This is a genomic window from Mesorhizobium sp. M7A.F.Ca.CA.001.10.2.1 (assembly GCF_003998575.1).
Taxonomy (GTDB): Bacteria; Pseudomonadota; Alphaproteobacteria; order Rhizobiales; family Rhizobiaceae; genus Mesorhizobium.
In genome coordinates this window covers 1-17,523 of sequence record NZ_RZQY01000052.1, presented here as the reverse complement: position 1 = coordinate 17,523, position 17,523 = coordinate 1, and the positions used below count along the sequence as shown (strand labels likewise).

Sequence of the window (17,523 nt, the reverse complement as noted above, 5' to 3'; positions counted from 1 at the left end):
GCGTCATTGCTTCGACCTGGTCGTGGGTGACGTAGATCACCGTCGACTGCACCTTGGCATGCAGCTTCTTGATCTCGGTGCGCATCTGCGTGCGCAATTTGGCGTCGAGATTCGAAAGCGGCTCGTCGAACAGGAAGACGTCAGGATCGCGCACGATGGCGCGGCCCATGGCGACGCGCTGGCGCTGACCGCCGGACAGTTGTGAGGGGCGGCGATCGAGCAACGTGTCGAGGCCGAGGATGGCCGAGGCTTCGGCGACACGGCGCTCCATGTCTTCCTTGGCGGCACCTGCGATCTTCAGAGAGAAGCCGAGATTTTCGCGCACCGTCATGTGCGGATAGAGCGCGTAGGACTGGAACACCATCGAAATGTTGCGCGAGCGTGGCGGCAGGTCGTTGACGATGCGCCCGCCAATCTCTATCGAGCCGGCGCTGATCTCTTCCAGCCCGGCGATCATCCGCAGCGTCGTCGACTTGCCGCAGCCGGAGGGGCCGACCAGCGCGATGAATTCGCGGTCGGCGATGTCGAGATCGATGCCGTGCACGATCCCGACAGCGCCGTAGCGCTTGGTCAGCTTGGTGAGGGTAACGGTTGCCATGGTATCAGCCTTTCACCGCGCCGGAGGTCAGGCCGCCGACAAGGTGTTTCTGGACGACGTAGGTGAGGGTGAGCGCCGGGATGATCATCACCACGGCCAGCGCGCACATGCCGCGCCAATCGATGGTGAACTCGGCCGTGTAATCGAGCAGGCCGACCGGCAGCGTCTTGGCGCTCACCGAACGGGTCAGCTGCGAGGCCAGAGCGAACTCATTCCAGCAGGTCAGGAAGGCGAAGATCGCGGCCGACGCGATGCCCGGCCCGGCAAGCGGGAACTCGACCTGCCAGAACGCCTGCCAGCGCGTGCAGCCATCGATCTGCGCGGCCTCCGCGAGGTCCTTGGGCACCTGACGGAAGAAGCCGTCGATCAGCCAGATCGTGAACGGCACGTTGAGCGCGACATAGGCAAGGATAAGCCCGAAATGGGTGTCGATGATGCCAAGCCGCACATAGAGGAAAAACAGCGGCAGCGAGAGCGCAATGCCCGGCACGGTGCGCGTCAGCATCAGCCCGAGGAAGACGCTCGATTTGCCGCGGAAGCGGTAGCGCGCGAACGCATAGCCGCCGGCCATGCCGATGGCCACTGCAATGACCGTCGAGGTCACCGAGATGATCAACGAGTTGCGGAAATATTCGATCACTGGAATGCCGCCTTTGCCGATACCGCTGAACATGGCGACGTAGGCGTCGAACGAAATCTCCTGCGGGATCCAGACCGGCGGCTTGGCCATGATCTCGACCGCCGGCCGCAGCGACGAGAGGACGATCCACAGGCCCGGCAGGCAGATCGTCAGCATCGCCAGGAACAGGCCAATGCGATAGACGATGCCCAGCAGCCGGCGCTTCAGGCGGGCGGAAGAATTCTCGTCCATCTTCACCACTCCGCACCAATCTGCGTGCGCGCCGCGGCGAGCTTGTTGAAGAAGTAGACGGTGAAGGCGATCGACAGCAGGATCGAGAAATAGGCCATGGCGTTGGCCATGCCCATGCGCCCGTCGCTGTAGGCGGTGCGGGCCACCAGAGTCCATAGCAGTTCGGTGCGGCCCGCCGGTCCGCCATCGGTCATGATCTTGACGATGTCGTAGGCGCGCGCCACGTCGAGCGAACGGATAGTCATGGCTATGTAGGCGAAAGGCATGACGAACGGCCACGTCACATAGCGGAATGTCTGCCACGGCGTGCAGCCGTCGACACGCGCCGCCTCGATCGGCTCCTTGGGCATGGCGAGTAGGCCGGCGAGGATCAGGATGGCGAAGATCGCCGTCGACGACCAGATCTCGGCGATCGAAATGGCGATGAAGGCGAGATGGCCCTCGATCAGCCACGGAATGGCGTCTTGCGTAATGCCGAGCGACTGCAGCGCATTGTTCACCAGGCCGATATTGTCGTTGAACATGAACTTGAACTGGAAGCCGACGAGGATCGGCGAGAACATCATCGGAAACATCATCAGCGTGCGCAGGATGCGCTGGCCGCGTGTCGCTTTCTCGACCAGCATGGCAAGCCCAAGGCCGAGCAGCATTTCGAGATTGAGCGCGATGGTCAGCAGCAGCACCGTGCGGCCGAACGCCCACCAGAAATCGGTGTTGGACAGGATCGAAAGATAGTTCCGGATGCCGATGAAGACGTAGAACGTTTCGGGCCGCGTCAGGCGGAACGGCGTGAAGCTGGAGTAAAGGGACAACAGCAACGGCACAACGACAACCGCCGCCAGCACGATCATGGCCGGAAGCAGCAGCAGGAATGGCGCGGATGGCTTGAAGCCCTTCATCAGAATCCTTGAGGTGTTTGCATTTGGACGGCGGTGCGTGGGCCGGGGGCGATGGGTTAGCGCAAACCGCTGGCCGCGAAAACGCGATCGCCTCCCCCATTTCTGGTGGGGGAGGCAGCCCTGGGAGCCCGTTTCTAGAGCTTGCCGGCGTCCTGGAGGATTTGCGTCGCCTTGGCGGCTGCATCGTCCAGTGCCTGCTTGGAGGTCTTGTCGCCGAGGATCGCCGCCTGCAACTCGGGATAGACGGCGTTCGAGATCTCGATCCATTCAGGCGTCTGCGGCACGGCAAACGCGTGCTTGGCCTCTTCCTGGAAGGCGGTAAGAACCTCCTTCTTGTAAGGATCGTTTTCGGCCTGCTTTAAAACCCAGTCCCACACTGCGGTACGGGTCGGCAGCGGCCCGGCGGCGGCCTCGAGCTTCTGGCTGTCTTCGTTGGTCAGCCACCACACCAGGGAAGCCGCGGCCTCCTTGTTGGGGCAGTTCTCGGTCACCGAGAAGCCATGGAAACCGGACCAGCCGGTGCGCTTGCCGGACGAGCCCTTCGGCGCGACCTTGACGCCGACATTGCCGGCGACCTTCGACGACTTCGGGTCGTTGAAGAAACCGGCCCAGCCCGGCCAGTCGAGGTTGATAGCGACGGTGCCGGACGCAAAGCCCTGGCCGAGATCGTCCCAGAGGTAGTTGGTCGTGCCGGCCGGTACGGCCTTGGCCTTGTAGAGGTTGACGAACCAGTCGAGCGCCCGGATGCCGGCGTCGGAATTGAAGACCGGCTTGCCATCCTTGTCGAGATACTCGCCGCCTTCAGCGACAACCATCTCGTAGAAGCGGCCGTTGATCGCCTCTTCTTTGCCGGCGAACTGCGTGCCGTAGAAATTGGGTGGGTTGGCGAAGAACTGGGCTTGGTCGGTCACTTCCTTCCAGGTGTCCGGCGGCACCAGATCATAGCCGTATTTCGCCTTGAACTTGGTCTTGTTGTCGGCGTTCTCGTACAGGCTCTTCTGGTAGTAGAGCGCCGAAACGTCGAACTGCGCACGCGGCAGCATCTCCAGCTTGCCGTCGATGGTTGCGGACGTGATCGTCGACGGCACGAAAGCGTCGATCTCTTCCTTGGGCAGCAATTTGCTGAGGTCGGTGTAAAGGCCCGTATATTGCGGCGCGAAGGACGAATGGTTCCAGCCGACGCACCAGTTGGTGCTGCCGGAGGCGATGTCGGACTTGAGCTCCTTGTCGATATCGAAGCCGTTCTTCTTGGTCAGGATGTTGACCTTGGCGCCGGTCGCCTTCTCCCATTCGGGAATGCGCTCGTAGAGCTTTTCATATTGCTGGCCGCCGATCAGCTTCACGTCGACGGTCACGCCTTCGAACTTGCCGGGCAGGTCGCCGGCAAGGGCAGCGCCCGCACCTGACGCGAGCAACAATGCACCGGCGCACACGCCGGACAGCAGTCTGTTCATTGGTATCCTCCCTTGGCGCCGCCTCCGCGGCGACCGCAACTCGTCTGATGACAAGAAGTGCTACATTCATATACAAACAAAACATTCATAGACACGTCAAGGCGAAATTTGTTTCCGCCGCGCACGTTCCTGCGTATATGAAGGGTGAAATTCACTGGAGGATGAGCCCATGGACGACAGCGAAGACGAGCGCTATCGCGCGCCGGCGCTCGACAAGGGGCTCGATATCCTTGAACTGCTGGCGGGCGTCGACGGCGGCCTGACCCAGGCCGAAATCGCCAAGAAACTCGACCGCAGTCCCAACGAATTCTATCGCATGCTCGACCGGCTGGTGCGGCGCGGCTACGTCACGCGCCTCGATGGCGACCGCTATTCGCTAACGCTCAAACTGTTCGGTCTGGCACAGTTGCACGCGCCGGTACGGCGGCTGGTCTCCTATGCGACGCCGCTGATGCGTGAACTTGCCGAGACATCGCAGCAGGCCAACCAACTCGTTGTTTTTGATCGCGGTTCTGCCGTCGTCATCGGCCAGCAAGAAGCACCGAACTACTGGGGCATCTCGATCCGGGTCGGCTCGCACATCAGCCTGTTCGACACTGGGTCGGGGCATGTGCTGCTCGCCTTCCGCTCACCGGAAGAGCGCCAGATGATGATTTCCGAACACGTCCGCAGCACCGACAAGACGGCGCAATCGACCGAGTTCTTCACCCGTCTCGACCAAATCCGCGACCGTGGCTACGAGATGATGGCCTCGATGCAGACAGCCGGCGTCTTCAACCTGTCGGCCCCGGTCCGCAGTTCCGACGGCAAGGCGATCGCCGCGTTGTCGATTCCCTACATCACGGTGGTCAACGCGCCTTCCGCGCCCGACATCACCAGGACGATCGAACTGTTGCTGGCAACGTGTGAAAAGCTGTCGCACCTCGCTGGATCAGCAGTCGGCTCATCGGCGTGAATTCTTATTTGAATGAAGAATTCCCCTGTGAGATGCTTTGAAAGCCAGAGGAGGAGCCTCACCATGATCATAGATACCCATCTTCACCTCATCGATCGCTCGGCCCTGCGCTATCCCTGGCTCGCCGGCGTGCCGGCGCTCAACCGCGATTTCTCTTATGAAGACTACGCGACGGAGGCGCAGCGTGTCGGCGTCGAGCGCGTGCTGCATATGGAGGTCGATGTCGATGCGGCCGACATCGAAGCCGAGACCGCTCGTGTGGAAGAACTGTCACGGCAGCCAGGCAGCATGCTGGCCGGGGTTATCGCGTCCTGCCGTCCTGAGGAAGGGGATTTCGCGGCCTATCTCGAACGGCAGCGGGCAAACCCGTTCGTAAAGGGCTTTCGCCGCGTCCTCCATGTCGTGCCCGACGAGCTCTCGGAAGGTGCGGTGTTTCGCGACAGCATAAAGCGGCTTGGCGGCACCGGTCTGACCTTCGATCTCGTCGTGCTGCCGCACCAGATCCCCAAGGCGATCGCGCTGGCCGATCTGGCACCAGATGTGACGTTCATCCTCGACCATTGCGGCGTCCCCGACATCAAAGGCAAGAGCGAACATCCATGGCGCGAGCATATGAGCGACATCGCCCGGCGCCAGAATGTGGTAGCCAAGATTTCCGGTGTCGTCGCCTATGCCGATCCGGGCAACTGGACGGTCGAGACGCTGCGGCCATACGTCGAGCACACCGTCTATTCATTCGGCTGGGACCGCGTCGTCTGGGGCAGCGACTGGCCGGTCTGCACGCTAGGCGGCGGCCTGTCGACCTGGGTGGCGGCGACCCATGCATTGCTCTCGGGCTGCAGCATTGCCGAGCGCGACAGGCTGTTGTCCGGGAATGCCCGCAAGCTGTGGCGGCTCGACTGATTGGTCCTTTCAGATGGTTGTCGAGACGTGCCGTTCGCGGCCATAGAGCGAAACCAGCAGCACGATGACGAAGCCGAGCGCGGCCTGCACCGCTGCGGGCTGGAAGCCGAGGCCGATCAGCAGCGTGTTGATCTCGGTCAGCACCAGCACGCCGGCGATCGTGCCGAGATAGCTTCCCCGGCCGCCGACAAGTGCTGCGCCTCCTACGACGACCGCCGCGATGGTCTGGAACAGATAGGGCTGGCCGACATCGCCATAGGCCGAACCGGTGAAGCCGAGCAGCAGCACCCCTGCCACGGCGGCGAAGAAAGCGCTTGCCGCATAGGTGATGACCCACATGCGAACCGGGTCAATCAGCGCCAGTGGCGCCGCGCCCGGATTGCTGCCCAGCGCGTAGAGCCGGCGGCCATAGGGCGTTCGCTCCAGCACCAGCACGACGAGTGCGGCCAGCACGACCAGGCTCGGCACCAGCCACGGCACCGGCAGCGGTCCGGCCGATCCGCCGATCGACACGAAGCTGGAAACCGCTTGCGGCGCGGAGCCCGATGGGAAGCCGGCTGTCCACAGCAGCACCAGCCCTTGCACGACCATGCCGATGCCGAGCGTGACGATCAGCGGCTGGATGTCGAGACTGCGCGAGATCAGCCCGTTCAGCCCGCCGATGATGAGCGCCAGCGCACCGACAAGGCCGCAGACCACAACAAAATTCCAGCCGTCGCCATAGAGCTGCGCCGCCACGACATTGGCAAAGCCGATGACGAACGGGATCGACAGATCGATGCCGCCCATGATGACGACCAGCGTCTGGCCGATCGAGGCGACGGCAAGCAGCGAAGCGAGCACCAGCATGGCGCGTATCGCAAACGGCGCCGAATAGCCAGGAATGAGGACCGTGCCGGCGAGATGCAGAAGGGCGGCGACGCAGAAGGCGCCGACGACGCGGGCGTTGGTTGTGGCGAAGAGGTTTTGGCGCAAAACCATGTCAGCGTCTCCCCATGGCAAGACGTTCCTGCAGCGCTGTCAGCATCACGGCCAGCACCAGGATCGCGCCGTAGGCGATCTGCAGCACGAAGGTCGAGACGTTGAACGTCGTCAGCACGCTTTGCAGCAGGAAGATGTCGATGGCGCCAATGGCTGCACCGGCGACGCCGCCACGCCCGCCGGCCAGGCTGACGCCGCCGAGCGCTACGGCGGCGATGGCGATCAGCGTGTAGGTCGGCCCGATGTTAGGGTCGGCGGAGCCGATCAGCGCGGTCAGCATCAGCCCGGCGCAGCCGCCCAGGATGCCGGTCATGACATAGGCGATGAAGCGCACGCGCGTGACATCGACGCCGGCGGTGTAGGCGGCCCGATCGTCGCTGCCGACCGCCATCAACTGGTCGTAGTAAGGCGTGCGCCGCACCAGCCACCAAGCGATGAACATCAGTGCCAGCGGAAGCATCGAGAGCGGGCCGGACAAGGCCTTGAGCCAAGCCGGCGCCGGGCCGATCGGCGCCGGCAGGATCGTCAGCGTGACGCCGGCCAGGATCAGATAGGTGCCGAGCGTGGCGACGATCGGCTGGATGCGCACGATTGTCGCGAGAAAGCCGTTCGCAGCACCGACCAGCGCGCCGACGAGCAACGCCGCCGGAACGAGCACCAGGGGCGATGAGATGCCGGTGCCGAGGAACAGCACCTGGATCGTCAAAGCGTTGACGAAGCCCATCAATGGCCCGACCGAGATGTCGATTCCGCCACGCCCGGCGAGGATGACAGGCGTGGACGCAATGGCCGCGCCGATCAAGGGCGCGGCCAATCCGACCAGCGCCCCCCAGGAACCCGGCTGGAACCGCCCCGGGCTGAGGATGAGATTGACCGCAAGCAGCACGACCAGCAGCACGACCGCGAAGCCGAAATTTCGCCCAAGGGACAGGAGGCGCGCAACAGGGTTCATGCCGCACGTCCGAACATGGCTGATATCACGCTGTCGGTGGTGAGCGCGTCGCCAGAGATCTCGGCCGCGACTTCGTTCTCACGGAACACCAGCACGCGCTGGCACAGGAGAAGAATCTCCTCGATTTCGCTGGATAGGATGACGAGCCCCATGCCGTCGGACGCCAGCCCGCGAAACACGTCGTAGAGCACATGCCGCGTCGCCACGTCGACGCCACGCGTCGGATCGTTGAGGAGCAGGATCGCGGGCTCCAGCGCCAAGGCACGCGCCAACAGCACCTTCTGCTGGTTGCCGCCCGAAAGAGTGGTGATCGGCGCATCGGGCCGGGGCGCCACTATCGAGAGTTTTTCGCGATAGAGGTCGTAGCGCGCCTTGCGTGCCGACGGGCTGATTAGCCCGAGCCGCGTGTCGCGCGACAAGGTCGAGACGGCGAAATTGTCGAGCACCGACTGTGTCGGGAAAATGCCGTTGGCGCGTCGGTCGCGCGGCAAATAGGCGATGCCGCTGGCGACAGCCTTGCGAAACCCGGTAATCTTTCGGGAGGCATCTGATGAACCGAGTTCGATCGAGCCGCCATGGGACGGTTCCAGGCCGGCAAGCATCTTGAGGAACAGCTCCTGGCCATGACCATCGAGACCGGCAAGCCCGACGATCTCACCCGGAGCGATGGCCTGCGTGATCGGGCTGGCGCCGGGCGCGATGACGAGTTCGCGAACGGCAAGACCACCAAAATCGAGAGCAGTGCGATCAGCCATGCGCCAATTCCGCAGCGGTACGTGGCGCCATCGCCTTGAGAAGTTCCGCCGGCGTGGAAGCGCCGCGCTCTTCGGTGCGCACGACGCTGCCGCCCCGCAGGATCGAGATGCGGTCCGAAAGCGACATCACCTCATCCATGCGGTGGGTGATGAACAGGATCAGGCAGCCTTCGCCGGCAAGCGCACGCATCAACGAAAAAACCGATTCGCGGTCGGCGAAGTCGAGCGCGGCGGTGACCTCGTCGAGGATCAGGATCTTTGGGTTGCGCACGATCGCGCGGGCGAGAACGACCAATTGCTGCGCGGCAAGCGGCAGCAGGCCGGCTGGCTTGTCGAGGGGGACGTCGGTGACCGCGAAGCGCTTCAGCGCGGCTTCCGCCCGGTCACGGCGCTCATGGCGGGGAACGGCACGTCGGACCAGTCCGTCGAGGCCGAGCAGGATGTTGTCGGTTACGCTGCGGTCCGGCGCGATCAGCACCTCCTGGAATACCGTGGCGAAGCCTTGCGCCTGGAAGGCCGATGGATTGGCGCCAGGGAATGGCTTGCCGTGCAGCAGGATCACACCGCTGTCCGGCTGGACGATGCCGGACAACAGCTTGACCATGGTGCTCTTGCCCGAACCGTTCTCGCCCAGAATGGTGTGGATGGTCCCCGCCCGGAACGCGATCGATGCGTCCGCGAGCGCGATCGTCTCGCCATAGCGTTTGGATATGGTTTTGATTTCAAGCATGTCACAATTCGATGCTGGCAGGCCGGCTCCGCGAAAGGAGCCGGCCTGTTGAGAGACTGGTTCGCGCAGCGTTATTTTGCGCAGGCGTCGGGGACCTTCGAATAATCCCAGCCCTTGGTCGGCGCCGGGTTCGAGAAATAGGCGTCGAGCCATTCCTCCGGCATCGGATCTTTCGGCGGGATCGGGAAGATCGACACGGCATCGGTCGTCATGCAGTCCTTGTACCAGGCACCGAGATCGGCGGTGTGGACAGGTGGGATCGGGATCAGCAGCGTGTTCAGCTTCGGCTTCTGTCCGTCGAGCATGCGCTCGCCGACGCGGAACAGCGTTTGCGCGGTCCAGTGCGGCAGAACCGCATGGCCTTCGAAGCGGTACTTGTCGGGGTTGGCCTTCCAGTAGCCCAGCGCATCGCCGGTGATCGAGCCGGTGATCAATGGCGCCGGCCGGCCGGCTTCCGCGAAGGCTTCGGCAACGACACGGCTCTCGCTGCCTGTCGTCCACACCGCATCGATCGGCGCCGGGTTGGTGGCGATCGCCTGCAGCACCACTGTCTTGGTGACGTTGGCCGTCCAGTTGCCGTTGACGTTGCGCGAGATCTTCAGCTTCGGATTTTCGGCCAGCGCCTTGTCCGCGCCCTGGCGCTCCTGCACGACGATCGGGTGTCCCGCGATGCCTTCGACCAGAAGGATTCTGGGGCCGTCCGGCTGCGCCTTGCCGATCGCCGCCATCATGTCATAGCCCCAGCGCGCATAGTTGGAATCGACATTGATCGCGTTCGGGCTGGTCACCGAGCCGGCCGCCGTGATGAACGGAATGCCGGCCTTGGCGGCAGCGTCGATGGCGTCGTCAAGCGCCGTCGCCGAACCCGGGATCGAGGTGATGATCGAGCACTTCTTGTCGATGAAGGCGCGGATCTGGTTGATCTGCTGGCTGGCGTCATTGTTGGAGTCCGACACCTCGAAGCTGGAGACGGTGCCGTCGGCGATTAGCCCGTCGACAAGGCGCTTCAGTTCCTTGGTCACCGTGACCCGCCACGGATTGCCCTGATATGATTCCGAGTGGCACCATTTCCACGGCTTGGGCGGCGCGGTGAAATTGTCCCAGGCCGAGGGCAGCACCTTCTGGGGCGCGCCGTCATACTGCGCCTTGAGTTCGGTCGGCAGTCCACCGATGACGCCTTGCACATCCTGTGCAAAGGCGGTCGTTGCAAGCGAGGCAAGCGCCGTTGCGGCCAGCAGGCCGCGGATCATTCCTGTCATTCTTGTTCTCCTCCGTTCGGTTTGGTTCAGGCTCCTCCACCGGCAGCGCCGGACACCTGCGCCGGGGAACTCTCCCGAAACAGGCGATTGAGATCGGCAACGACCTGTCGGGCTTGATGCCGGGAGGTCATGCCGGAAAGGATGCGTTCGGAAGCCGCCTGCTGGAACGCCATGTAGCCGTCATGGCGCGGCCGCACCCATGCGCCCTCCAGCGTCGCTCGCGTATCCCGATAGAAGTCGCCGGTCGCTTCATTGACGGCTTGATCTTCCCAGGCCGCTGCATGGCCGGGCTGGCCCCCGGCGGCGGCATAGGGGCCGCGCTGAACATCGCCGCTCGCGACCCAATAGGCGAAGTCGATCGCGGCATCCCTGGCTCTGGAAAAGGCTGAAACCGCTATGCCGGTGCCGCCAAGCGCCGAACCGACCGGGCCGCCGGAACCGATGACCGGAACATCGGCAAAGGCCAGCCGGTTCGCTCGAAAGCCATCCGTCGCATAGGACACGTAGCCATAGATCAGTGGCGCGCAAACGAACCTGGAACTGGCCTCCGCCATACGTTCGGAGACGGCAATCGGGTCCATCTCGAAACACGCGGGATCGACCAGCGCTGTGATCTCGCGCATTGCCTCGAAGACTTGGCTACCGATCTCCACATCGATCAGATCGTCGGATGAATCGGTCGTGCAGGAATGCCCGAGATTGCCGGCAAGCGTGTAGAAAACCATCAACACGTGAGGCGGCCGCAACGGCAGCAGCACGCGGTCTTGACGGGCGAGATCGAGCACCTCGCTCCAGCGCGCCGGTGGCGCACTGATCGCATCCGGCCGCCATGCCTGGACTTGGGTTGCCGCATCGATCGGGAAAGCCCATTGCCGTCCTTGCCAGTTGTAGCTCGGATAGGACTGGCCGACGCTGCCCGACGCAAGGGCCGTGCGTTCCGCCTCGCGTCCGGCGACATCCAGCGGCTCCAGGCAGCCTTCGGCCGTGATCTGGCCGACATGCGGATGGTCGATGACGATGAGATCATAGGCGCGCGCCAGTTCCTCGACCGGAAAGGATTCGAAGTCCTGAAGCGAGCGCTTGTCCCATTCGATCACGACGCCGGTCTTCTGCTGCCATAGCGACGAGCAGGCGACCATCGGATCGTAGCCACGCGGATGGCTCCAGGTCATGCCCTTGAGGATGGGCACGCTCACAGGCCGAACTCCGCGCGGATGGCGGCACTGTGCTCGCCGATGCGGGGCGCCGCCCGATCGACCTTGGCCCTTATGCCATCGACCCGGAGCGGCGAACTGGTGGTGAGGATCGAGACATCGTCCTCGCGCGTCACAGTCTGCAGCATGTCGAGCGACTGGAACCCTTCGCTCGCCAGCATCTCCGGCCAGGTCAGCACTTTGGCGCACCAGATGTCGGCCGGCTCGAGGATATCAAGCCACTCATCGATGGTCTTGGTCGCGATCCGCTGCGCGATGATCGCCTTGATGTCGTCGCGCGCGGTGAACCAGGATGCCGGCTTGTCGCGATAGGGTGCGAGTTCGCTGAGCGACAAGAGATCGGCCAGCTTGGGGATCGGCGTCATGGCGATGGCGAGGTAGCCGTCCTTGGCCGGATAGACACCGTAAGGCGCCGACAGATAGGCATGCGCACTGCGGAAACTGGAGCGCCTGGGCAGCCGGCGGCCGTCATTGAGATGCGTGGTCAGCACCTCGAACTGGAAATCGACAAGCGCTTCCAGCAGGCTGGTTTCGATGTGGCTGCCCTGACCGGTGATACCGCGCCGCACCAGTGCGGCCAGAATGCCCTGCGCACAGGCCGCACCGGCCAGCATGTCGCCGATGGCGAGGCCGAATGGCACCGGCCCCTGGTCCTCGTCGCCGTTCAACCACATCACGCCGGAACGCGCCTGCGCCAGGAGATCCTGGCCCGGGCGTTTGACCCACGGGCCGTCCTCACCATAGCCGCTGATCGAGGCATAGACCAGGCGTGGATTGATCTTGCGGACCGCCTCGTAGTCCAGGCCGAGCCGTTCGATGACGCCCGGCCGGAAATTCTGGATCAGCACGTCGGCCTTGGCCAGAAGGCCGCGCAGCGCCTCGAGGTCGGCCTCGTTCTTGAGGTCGATGGCAAGACTTTCCTTGGCCCGGTTGATGGCATGGAAGATGGTGGAATCGCCGCCGATCTCGGTGTCGCTGAGATAGAGCCGGCGCGACAGGTCGCCGCCATCCGGGCGCTCGATCTTGATGACGCGCGCGCCGAGATCGAGCAGCCTCAGCGAGCAATAAGGCCCGGACAGGAACTGGCTCATGTCGACGACGACGAGACCGGCGAGCGGCAATTCGGCTGCTGCCGGCATCGTTATTTCTCCGTCTTGCCGACGAAGTCGGCCGGGTTGCGGTACTTCACCGTCTGCAGATGCTCGCAATAGAGAACCAGCTCGCCTTCGCCCTTGAACACCTCGTAGCTGGCGCGGATCAGCCCCATCTCCTGGTAGCGGGGCTTCTTGTCGAGATTGGAGCGGATCGAATAGATCGTGTCGCCAATGAAGACGGGTTTTATGAAGCGGAGCTTGTCGTAGCCATAGGAAAAGGCGTTGACGCAGTTGGTGGCGACCAGTCCCAGGCCAGCCGAGAAGACGAAGGCGCCGGCGATCAGCCGCTTGCCGAAAATGCCTTCGCTCTCGGCAAACATCTGGTCCTGCACATAGGGGTGGATGTCGAGCACCAGCGTGTTGAACAAATGGCTGTCGCCTTCGGCCATGGTCCGTCGCAACGAGCGGATCTTCTGCCCGACCGGCCAATCCTCATAGAACCAGTTTTCGGCGTTCCATACCGGCAGCGCGGCATGATCCGCCGGCATGTTCTTGGGATGCGTCGAGGCGACACCGACGGTGGATGCGAAATCGTTCATGACCGAATCCGCCAGTCCTGCCGAAGGGACCGCGCAACCATTTGAACACGCATCAAGGCGCCTGAATGCAAGACGTCTCCTCCCGTCAATCTTCTTTTGTAAATAGTATTTTCACATATGGGGTTGCGTTGCAAGCGTGAACAGGCGAAATTTTGGCTGCTCCCGCGCGCCGAAGCGCAGGCGGGCAGGGAGGAAAATCATGCGCAAGGATTGTCTGGTCTTTGTCGGCAGCCTGAATCGCGAGGCGCCGTATTTTCAGGGCGCTCGGGGCGTCGGTCTCGGCGTCTACAGCTTTGACGAGGAAACGCTGGAAACCCGAAAACTGGCTGAAGCCGATGACGTCGACAATCCAACCTTCTTCTCGGTGACGCCGGACGGTTCACACGTCTACGCCAATTCGGAAGTCTTCACCTGGCGCGAGGGAACTGTCTCCGCCTACAGCTTCGATCGTGCCTCGGGCGCGCTCACCTATCTGAACAAGCAGCCATCGCTGGGCAGCATCACCGCCCACAACACCATCACCCGCGACGGGACAAAACTGCTGGTCGCCAATTACGGCATGGGCGAGGGCGGTCCGGATCGCGCGGTGGCGGTCTATGGCTTAGAGGAGAGTGGTGCCTTGTCGGCCCCGCTGGCCAGCGTCTCGCATTCCGGCAGCGGCCCGAATGCGGCACGGCAGGAGCGCTCGCACGCCCACAGCGTCACCGAAACCATCGGCGGGGGAACAGCCATCGTCGCCGACCTCGGCATCGACCGGCTGGTGTCCTACCGGATCGGGCACGACGGCAATCTGGCCAAGCTAACCGAATCCGCTTTGCCATCCGGCGCCGGTCCACGCCACCTCGCACTGCATCCGAACGGACGCTTCGTCTTCGTTATGAACGAGCTGGATTCGACCATCGTGGCGATGGCGCTGGACGAAGCCTCGGGCAAGCTCACGCTCATCGACGCGAAGCCCGCGGTGCCGGCCGAGGCGCGCGACAGCAACCATTGCGCCGACATCCAGATCTCGCCGGATGGCCGTTTTGTCTACGGCTCCAACCGTGGCCATGACAGCGTCGTCATCATGGCGGTCGACCAGCAGACGGGTTCGCTGAGCCTCGTCGGCTATATCTCTTGTGGTGGCGCGACGCCGCGCAATCTGGCGCTGACGCCGTCAGGCGGCCATCTGTTTTCCGCCAACCAGAACGCCGACCGCATCTCGATCTTCGCTCGCGACGCCGAGACCGGCATACTCAGCGACACCGGGCGCGCCATCGAGATCGGCACGCCGATGTGCGTCAAGATCGTGCGCTGAACGCCGACAACTGTGAAGCCTTGGACAAAATCGCCCTGGGCTCAAGCCTGTTGTATTGCCGAGAGCTTCCAGTTCGAGCCATTCTCACGCACGAATGTCCACAGCTCGGTCGTCTCTGTCGGATGATCATCGTCGCCCGCGACGACCTTGCCGCTGGCCCGTTCGCGCGTCACGTCACGAGACTCGTAGCGCAATGCGGCCGTGGCGTAGTCGCGGTCATCCTCACGCCAGCTTTCAGCGACGTCGGCCTGCAGCAACGTGATGTCCGTTACCTCGTTCCTGAGACCTTTCTGGGCATTGTCGGCCAGCTCTTCCGACAGATAGGATACCATTTCGGGGGTAACAGCCCGGCGCAGCGCGGCATGGTCTTCGCGCCCGAATGCTTCCTGGACATCGGTCAACAGCTGCTGGAATGCGTCGAGGTCGGTCTGAGCCAGCGTGATCTCATCAGAACCGATGGCCGGAGAGCTTCCGCCCGAACCACCGCCAAAGCCGGGAATTGTGAAGGAGCCTGCAGTCTGCTGCCCTGCCGTTGCGCGGTTCTCAAATCTCGAAGCCTGGGCATTGCCGACACCGGCGAGCGCTGGCGCAGGACCACGCGCCGATTGCGAGCGGAAGAAGCGGATAGCCAGCATGATCGCGCCACCGATGAGCAGGGCCTGAAGCAGGAAACCGAACATTCCGGCCAGGCCGCCGAAGCCTTGGCCGACGAGCAGGCCGATCAGGCCGCCGAGCAGCAGGCCCCGCATCATCGTTCCCCCGAAGCCGCTCATGAAGCCGGGCCTCTGCGGGCCGGCCTGTGGCTGCCGGGCCGCGTTGTTCACACCGGTGTTGGGCGTCATCGAACGCTCGACCGGAGCGGTCGGGGCCGGCGCGGTCCTGGTCGGCGGTGCCGATTGGAACGTGCGCATGCCACGACTGCCGAAACTGCCGCCGCGGCGCGCCTCGGCATGGTCTATCGCGACCATCGAAAACGCCAGGAACAGTCCTGCAAAGAGGGCTGCAAATCGGCTTGTACGGGAAGTCATCGGAGATGAACCTTTGTCTCTGCGGTTTCGGAAATTTCAGCCGTCGCCGGGTGCCGGCGTTATACGGTCAATCGAACAACTCTTCGAAAAATGATTTCTTCCGCTTCGGATAGCGGTGGCCGTGGGAGCGGGAATAATCGTCGTCGCGGCCCTGGCCGTGTTGCGGCTGGGAGAACGCTGCCGGCTGTGGCTGCGGCGCGGGCGCCGCTTCCCTGCCGGAACGCTCGATGATCTTGTCGAGTTCTCCCCGATCAAGCCAGACGCCGCGGCACTGCGGACAGTAGTCGATTTCGATACCCTGGCGTTCGCTCATCACGAGCGCAACGCGGCAGGAGGGGCAAGTCATACCAAGGAGAGAAGGAGATGTCATACGGCGCTCCAAACCAAAAAAGAAGGAACCCGCTCGACCGAAAAGGATGAAAACGGGCCCGTTACAGCGGTCCGACATCACAGTCGCCAAAAGCGACAGTCAGAGGGGCCCGGCCCGCAGGGGACAATTAGGAATGCAGCGCCGCGCCTTCAAGGGGCGATATTGCCCGCAAGAGTGATTTGTTCGCCATCTCGCTCAGACCGTGACCACGATTTCAAATCGTCACCACGATTTCAGATCGTCACCACGATCTTGCCGAACTGCTCGTTCGACTCCAGGTGGCGATGTGCCTCGACGATTTGGTCGAACGCGAAGGTCCTATCGATGATCGGCTTTAGAGTCCCGGTCTCGAGTCCTGCGAGGATGAAAGCCTTGGCGGCCTCCAGTTTCGCCGGGTTGCCGGTGATCTCGTGGACGAGGTAGCCGCGCAGCGTCAGTGTCTTAGCCAGCACGGCGAATAGCGGAAACGGTGTCGGCGCGTGGCTCAGTCCGCCATATTCGATGAGGATGCCGCTATGCGACATGGCCGCCGTCAGCGGCTCGAAGATCGGGCCGCCGACCGCATCGAACACGACGCGCACGCCTCGCGGCCCGGCGATCTGGTTCAACCGCGCCGCCAGATCTTCCTCCGTCGAGGCCACGACTTCGGCCGCACCGGCCTCGAGCAGCGCCCGCATCTTCGCCGATGTTCGCGTCACCGCAATCGTCGTCGCGCCCACACTGTTGGCGATCTGGACCGCGGCAAGCCCGACACTACTCGACGCCGCGGTGATCACCACGTGGTCTCCGCTGTGCAGCCCAGCGATATCGATCAGCGCGCCATAGGCGGTGAGGTACTGCATCCAGACCGCCGCTGCCGTTTGCCAGTCGAGCGACGGCGGGTGCTTGACGATAAGTTCCGCGGGATAAGTGGCAAGCTCGCCATAGGCCGGCCAGCGGATCATCGATTGCGGCGGGATGGCACTGACGCCGTCGCCCGGCGCGAATTCCTTCACGCCGTCGCCTATAGCCTCGATGACACCCGCCGCTTCGAGACCAAGCCCCGAGGGCAGCTTCGGCGTCTCGATATAGGAACCCGCGCGCAGCAGCGCGTCGGCGCGGTTGAGGCCGAGCGCCTTGACGCGGATTTGAACTTCGCCCGGGCCCGGTGGGGGAAGCTCGGCATCCTCGATGCGCAGAACCTCAGGGCCGCCATGCTGGTGAAAGCGAACCACACGTGTCATTCGGGATACTCCAAATCAACTGGACCGAATGAGCTATGCAGCTAGGCTGCCCAGGGATAAATGGCTGCACGAGAAGAACAGTAGAAACCAGGAGTTCCGAATATGGATCGGCTCGAAAGCATGGCTGTGTTCGTCAAGGCCGTCGATCTCGGCTCGTTCGCGGCAGCAGCGGTCGCCCTGGACGTCTCGGGACCGATGGTTGGCAAGCATGTCCGGTCTCTCGAAGAACGGCTTGGCGTTCGCCTGCTCAACCGGACCACACGCCGGCAGAACCTGACCGATTTCGGCCGCGCTTACTATGAACGCTGTCGGGTGGTGCTGGCCGAGGCCGACGCCGCAGA

At 63.4% G+C, this 17,523-nt stretch carries 19 protein-coding genes; 4 read left to right on the top strand and 15 right to left on the bottom strand.

From position 1 onward, the window contains the following. The 4 genes from EN964_RS05780 to EN964_RS05765 all read right to left on the bottom strand — a co-directional run. Positions 1–598 (bottom strand): ABC transporter ATP-binding protein (locus EN964_RS05780; protein ID WP_127276236.1); only part of this gene is annotated, 598 nt, incomplete at its 3' end. A 4-nt stretch (positions 599–602) separates the two neighbouring features. Then, the gene (locus EN964_RS05775) at positions 603–1,469 is read right to left on the bottom strand and encodes a carbohydrate ABC transporter permease (protein WP_127267476.1); all 867 of its coding nucleotides are present in this window, start codon (positions 1,467–1,469) and stop codon (positions 603–605) included. A gap of 2 nt (positions 1,470–1,471) precedes the next feature. Further along, positions 1,472–2,368, bottom strand: coding sequence for a carbohydrate ABC transporter permease (locus EN964_RS05770; protein ID WP_023808865.1), 897 nt, complete (start codon positions 2,366–2,368; stop codon positions 1,472–1,474). 134 nt (positions 2,369–2,502) lie between these two features. Next, positions 2,503–3,822 carry a sugar ABC transporter substrate-binding protein gene (locus EN964_RS05765; protein WP_127267477.1) on the bottom strand — a complete coding sequence of 440 codons (1,320 nt, stop codon included), beginning with the start codon at positions 3,820–3,822 and terminating at the stop codon, positions 2,503–2,505. Between the two features lie 169 nt (positions 3,823–3,991). On the opposite strand from EN964_RS05765, the gene EN964_RS05760 reads away from it, so the two are divergent. Together EN964_RS05760 and EN964_RS05755 are read left to right on the top strand one after the other, a co-directional pair. Next, positions 3,992–4,777 carry an IclR family transcriptional regulator gene (locus EN964_RS05760; protein WP_127267478.1) on the top strand — a complete coding sequence of 262 codons (786 nt, stop codon included), beginning with the start codon at positions 3,992–3,994 and terminating at the stop codon, positions 4,775–4,777. A 63-nt stretch (positions 4,778–4,840) separates the two neighbouring features. Further along, positions 4,841–5,680 (top strand): amidohydrolase, encoded by an 840-nt coding sequence (locus EN964_RS05755; protein WP_127267479.1) that lies wholly within the window; start codon positions 4,841–4,843, stop codon positions 5,678–5,680. A gap of 9 nt (positions 5,681–5,689) precedes the next feature. Here EN964_RS05755 and EN964_RS05750 read toward each other — a convergent pair whose 3' ends face one another. The 8 genes from EN964_RS05750 to EN964_RS05715 form a co-directional block, all read right to left on the bottom strand. Beyond that, positions 5,690–6,661 carry an ABC transporter permease gene (locus tag EN964_RS05750; RefSeq protein ID WP_127267480.1) on the bottom strand — a complete coding sequence of 324 codons (972 nt, stop codon included), beginning with the start codon at positions 6,659–6,661 and terminating at the stop codon, positions 5,690–5,692. Between the two features lies 1 nt (position 6,662). After that, positions 6,663–7,613 carry an ABC transporter permease gene (locus EN964_RS05745; RefSeq protein ID WP_127267481.1) on the bottom strand — a complete coding sequence of 317 codons (951 nt, stop codon included), beginning with the start codon at positions 7,611–7,613 and terminating at the stop codon, positions 6,663–6,665. Beyond that, entirely contained in the window at positions 7,610–8,368 is a 759-nt protein-coding gene (locus tag EN964_RS05740) for an ATP-binding cassette domain-containing protein (protein ID WP_127267482.1), read from the bottom strand. The genes EN964_RS05745 and EN964_RS05740 overlap by 4 nt, the downstream gene beginning before the upstream one ends. Beyond that, a complete protein-coding gene (locus EN964_RS05735; RefSeq protein WP_127267483.1) occupies positions 8,361–9,098 on the bottom strand; it encodes an ATP-binding cassette domain-containing protein in 738 nt (245 codons plus the stop codon). The genes EN964_RS05740 and EN964_RS05735 overlap by 8 nt, the downstream gene beginning before the upstream one ends. 71 nt (positions 9,099–9,169) lie before the next feature. Continuing rightward, the gene (locus EN964_RS05730) at positions 9,170–10,357 is read right to left on the bottom strand and encodes an ABC transporter substrate-binding protein (RefSeq protein ID WP_127267484.1); all 1,188 of its coding nucleotides are present in this window, start codon (positions 10,355–10,357) and stop codon (positions 9,170–9,172) included. Positions 10,358–10,383: 26 nt separating this feature from the next. Continuing rightward, positions 10,384–11,553, bottom strand: a complete 1,170-nt coding sequence (locus EN964_RS05725) for an extracellular solute-binding protein (RefSeq protein WP_127270129.1) — start codon at positions 11,551–11,553, stop codon at positions 10,384–10,386. Next, positions 11,550–12,710: a CaiB/BaiF CoA-transferase family protein gene (locus EN964_RS05720; RefSeq protein ID WP_127255131.1), complete on the bottom strand. Its 1,161-nt coding sequence runs from the start codon at positions 12,708–12,710 to the stop codon at positions 11,550–11,552. Before EN964_RS05720 ends, EN964_RS05725 begins: the two co-directional genes overlap by 4 nt. A 2-nt stretch (positions 12,711–12,712) precedes the next feature. Next, a complete protein-coding gene (locus EN964_RS05715) occupies positions 12,713–13,264 on the bottom strand; it encodes a MaoC family dehydratase (protein ID WP_127270127.1) in 552 nt (183 codons plus the stop codon). A 199-nt stretch (positions 13,265–13,463) separates the two neighbouring features. Between EN964_RS05715 and EN964_RS05710 the strand changes: the two genes are divergently transcribed. Continuing rightward, positions 13,464–14,561, top strand: coding sequence for a lactonase family protein (locus EN964_RS05710; RefSeq protein WP_127270125.1), 1,098 nt, complete (start codon positions 13,464–13,466; stop codon positions 14,559–14,561). A 41-nt stretch (positions 14,562–14,602) separates the two neighbouring features. Here the strand turns inward: EN964_RS05710 and EN964_RS05705 are convergent, their stop codons facing one another. From EN964_RS05705 to EN964_RS05695, 3 genes are all read right to left on the bottom strand, one after another. Beyond that, on the bottom strand, positions 14,603–15,589 hold the full coding sequence (locus EN964_RS05705; RefSeq protein WP_127270123.1) for a Tim44 domain-containing protein: 987 nt from the start codon (positions 15,587–15,589) through the stop codon (positions 14,603–14,605). Positions 15,590–15,656: 67 nt separating this feature from the next. Then, positions 15,657–15,959, bottom strand: a complete 303-nt coding sequence (locus EN964_RS05700; RefSeq protein WP_127270121.1) for a zf-TFIIB domain-containing protein — start codon at positions 15,957–15,959, stop codon at positions 15,657–15,659. Positions 15,960–16,192: 233 nt separating this feature from the next. After that, positions 16,193–17,182 (bottom strand): zinc-dependent alcohol dehydrogenase family protein, encoded by a 990-nt coding sequence (locus EN964_RS05695; protein WP_127270119.1) that lies wholly within the window; start codon positions 17,180–17,182, stop codon positions 16,193–16,195. 102 nt (positions 17,183–17,284) lie between these two features. On the opposite strand from EN964_RS05695, the gene EN964_RS05690 reads away from it, so the two are divergent. After that, positions 17,285–17,523 (top strand): LysR family transcriptional regulator (locus EN964_RS05690; protein ID WP_127276234.1); only part of this gene is annotated, 239 nt, incomplete at its 3' end.

Excerpts from the sequence above, each read along its gene's own strand:
- EN964_RS05760 (WP_127267478.1), top strand. The coding sequence starts at position 3,992 with ATGGACGACAGCGAAGACGAGCGCTATCGCGCGCCGGCGCTCGACAAG.
- EN964_RS05720 (WP_127255131.1), bottom strand. The coding sequence starts at position 12,710 with ATGCCGGCAGCAGCCGAATTGCCGCTCGCCGGTCTCGTCGTCGTCGAC.
- EN964_RS05775 (WP_127267476.1), bottom strand. The coding sequence starts at position 1,469 with ATGGACGAGAATTCTTCCGCCCGCCTGAAGCGCCGGCTGCTGGGCATC.
- EN964_RS05700 (WP_127270121.1), bottom strand. The coding sequence starts at position 15,959 with ATGACATCTCCTTCTCTCCTTGGTATGACTTGCCCCTCCTGCCGCGTT.
- EN964_RS05695 (WP_127270119.1), bottom strand. The coding sequence starts at position 17,182 with ATGACACGTGTGGTTCGCTTTCACCAGCATGGCGGCCCTGAGGTTCTG.
- EN964_RS05740 (WP_127267482.1), bottom strand. The coding sequence starts at position 8,368 with ATGGCTGATCGCACTGCTCTCGATTTTGGTGGTCTTGCCGTTCGCGAA.
- EN964_RS05755 (WP_127267479.1), top strand. The coding sequence starts at position 4,841 with ATGATCATAGATACCCATCTTCACCTCATCGATCGCTCGGCCCTGCGC.
- EN964_RS05735 (WP_127267483.1), bottom strand. The coding sequence starts at position 9,098 with ATGCTTGAAATCAAAACCATATCCAAACGCTATGGCGAGACGATCGCG.
- EN964_RS05730 (WP_127267484.1), bottom strand. The coding sequence starts at position 10,357 with ATGACAGGAATGATCCGCGGCCTGCTGGCCGCAACGGCGCTTGCCTCG.
- EN964_RS05705 (WP_127270123.1), bottom strand. The coding sequence starts at position 15,589 with ATGACTTCCCGTACAAGCCGATTTGCAGCCCTCTTTGCAGGACTGTTC.
- EN964_RS05745 (WP_127267481.1), bottom strand. The coding sequence starts at position 7,613 with ATGAACCCTGTTGCGCGCCTCCTGTCCCTTGGGCGAAATTTCGGCTTC.
- EN964_RS05715 (WP_127270127.1), bottom strand. The coding sequence starts at position 13,264 with ATGAACGATTTCGCATCCACCGTCGGTGTCGCCTCGACGCATCCCAAG.
- EN964_RS05765 (WP_127267477.1), bottom strand. The coding sequence starts at position 3,822 with ATGAACAGACTGCTGTCCGGCGTGTGCGCCGGTGCATTGTTGCTCGCG.
- EN964_RS05710 (WP_127270125.1), top strand. The coding sequence starts at position 13,464 with ATGCGCAAGGATTGTCTGGTCTTTGTCGGCAGCCTGAATCGCGAGGCG.
- EN964_RS05770 (WP_023808865.1), bottom strand. The coding sequence starts at position 2,368 with ATGAAGGGCTTCAAGCCATCCGCGCCATTCCTGCTGCTGCTTCCGGCC.
- EN964_RS05750 (WP_127267480.1), bottom strand. The coding sequence starts at position 6,661 with ATGGTTTTGCGCCAAAACCTCTTCGCCACAACCAACGCCCGCGTCGTC.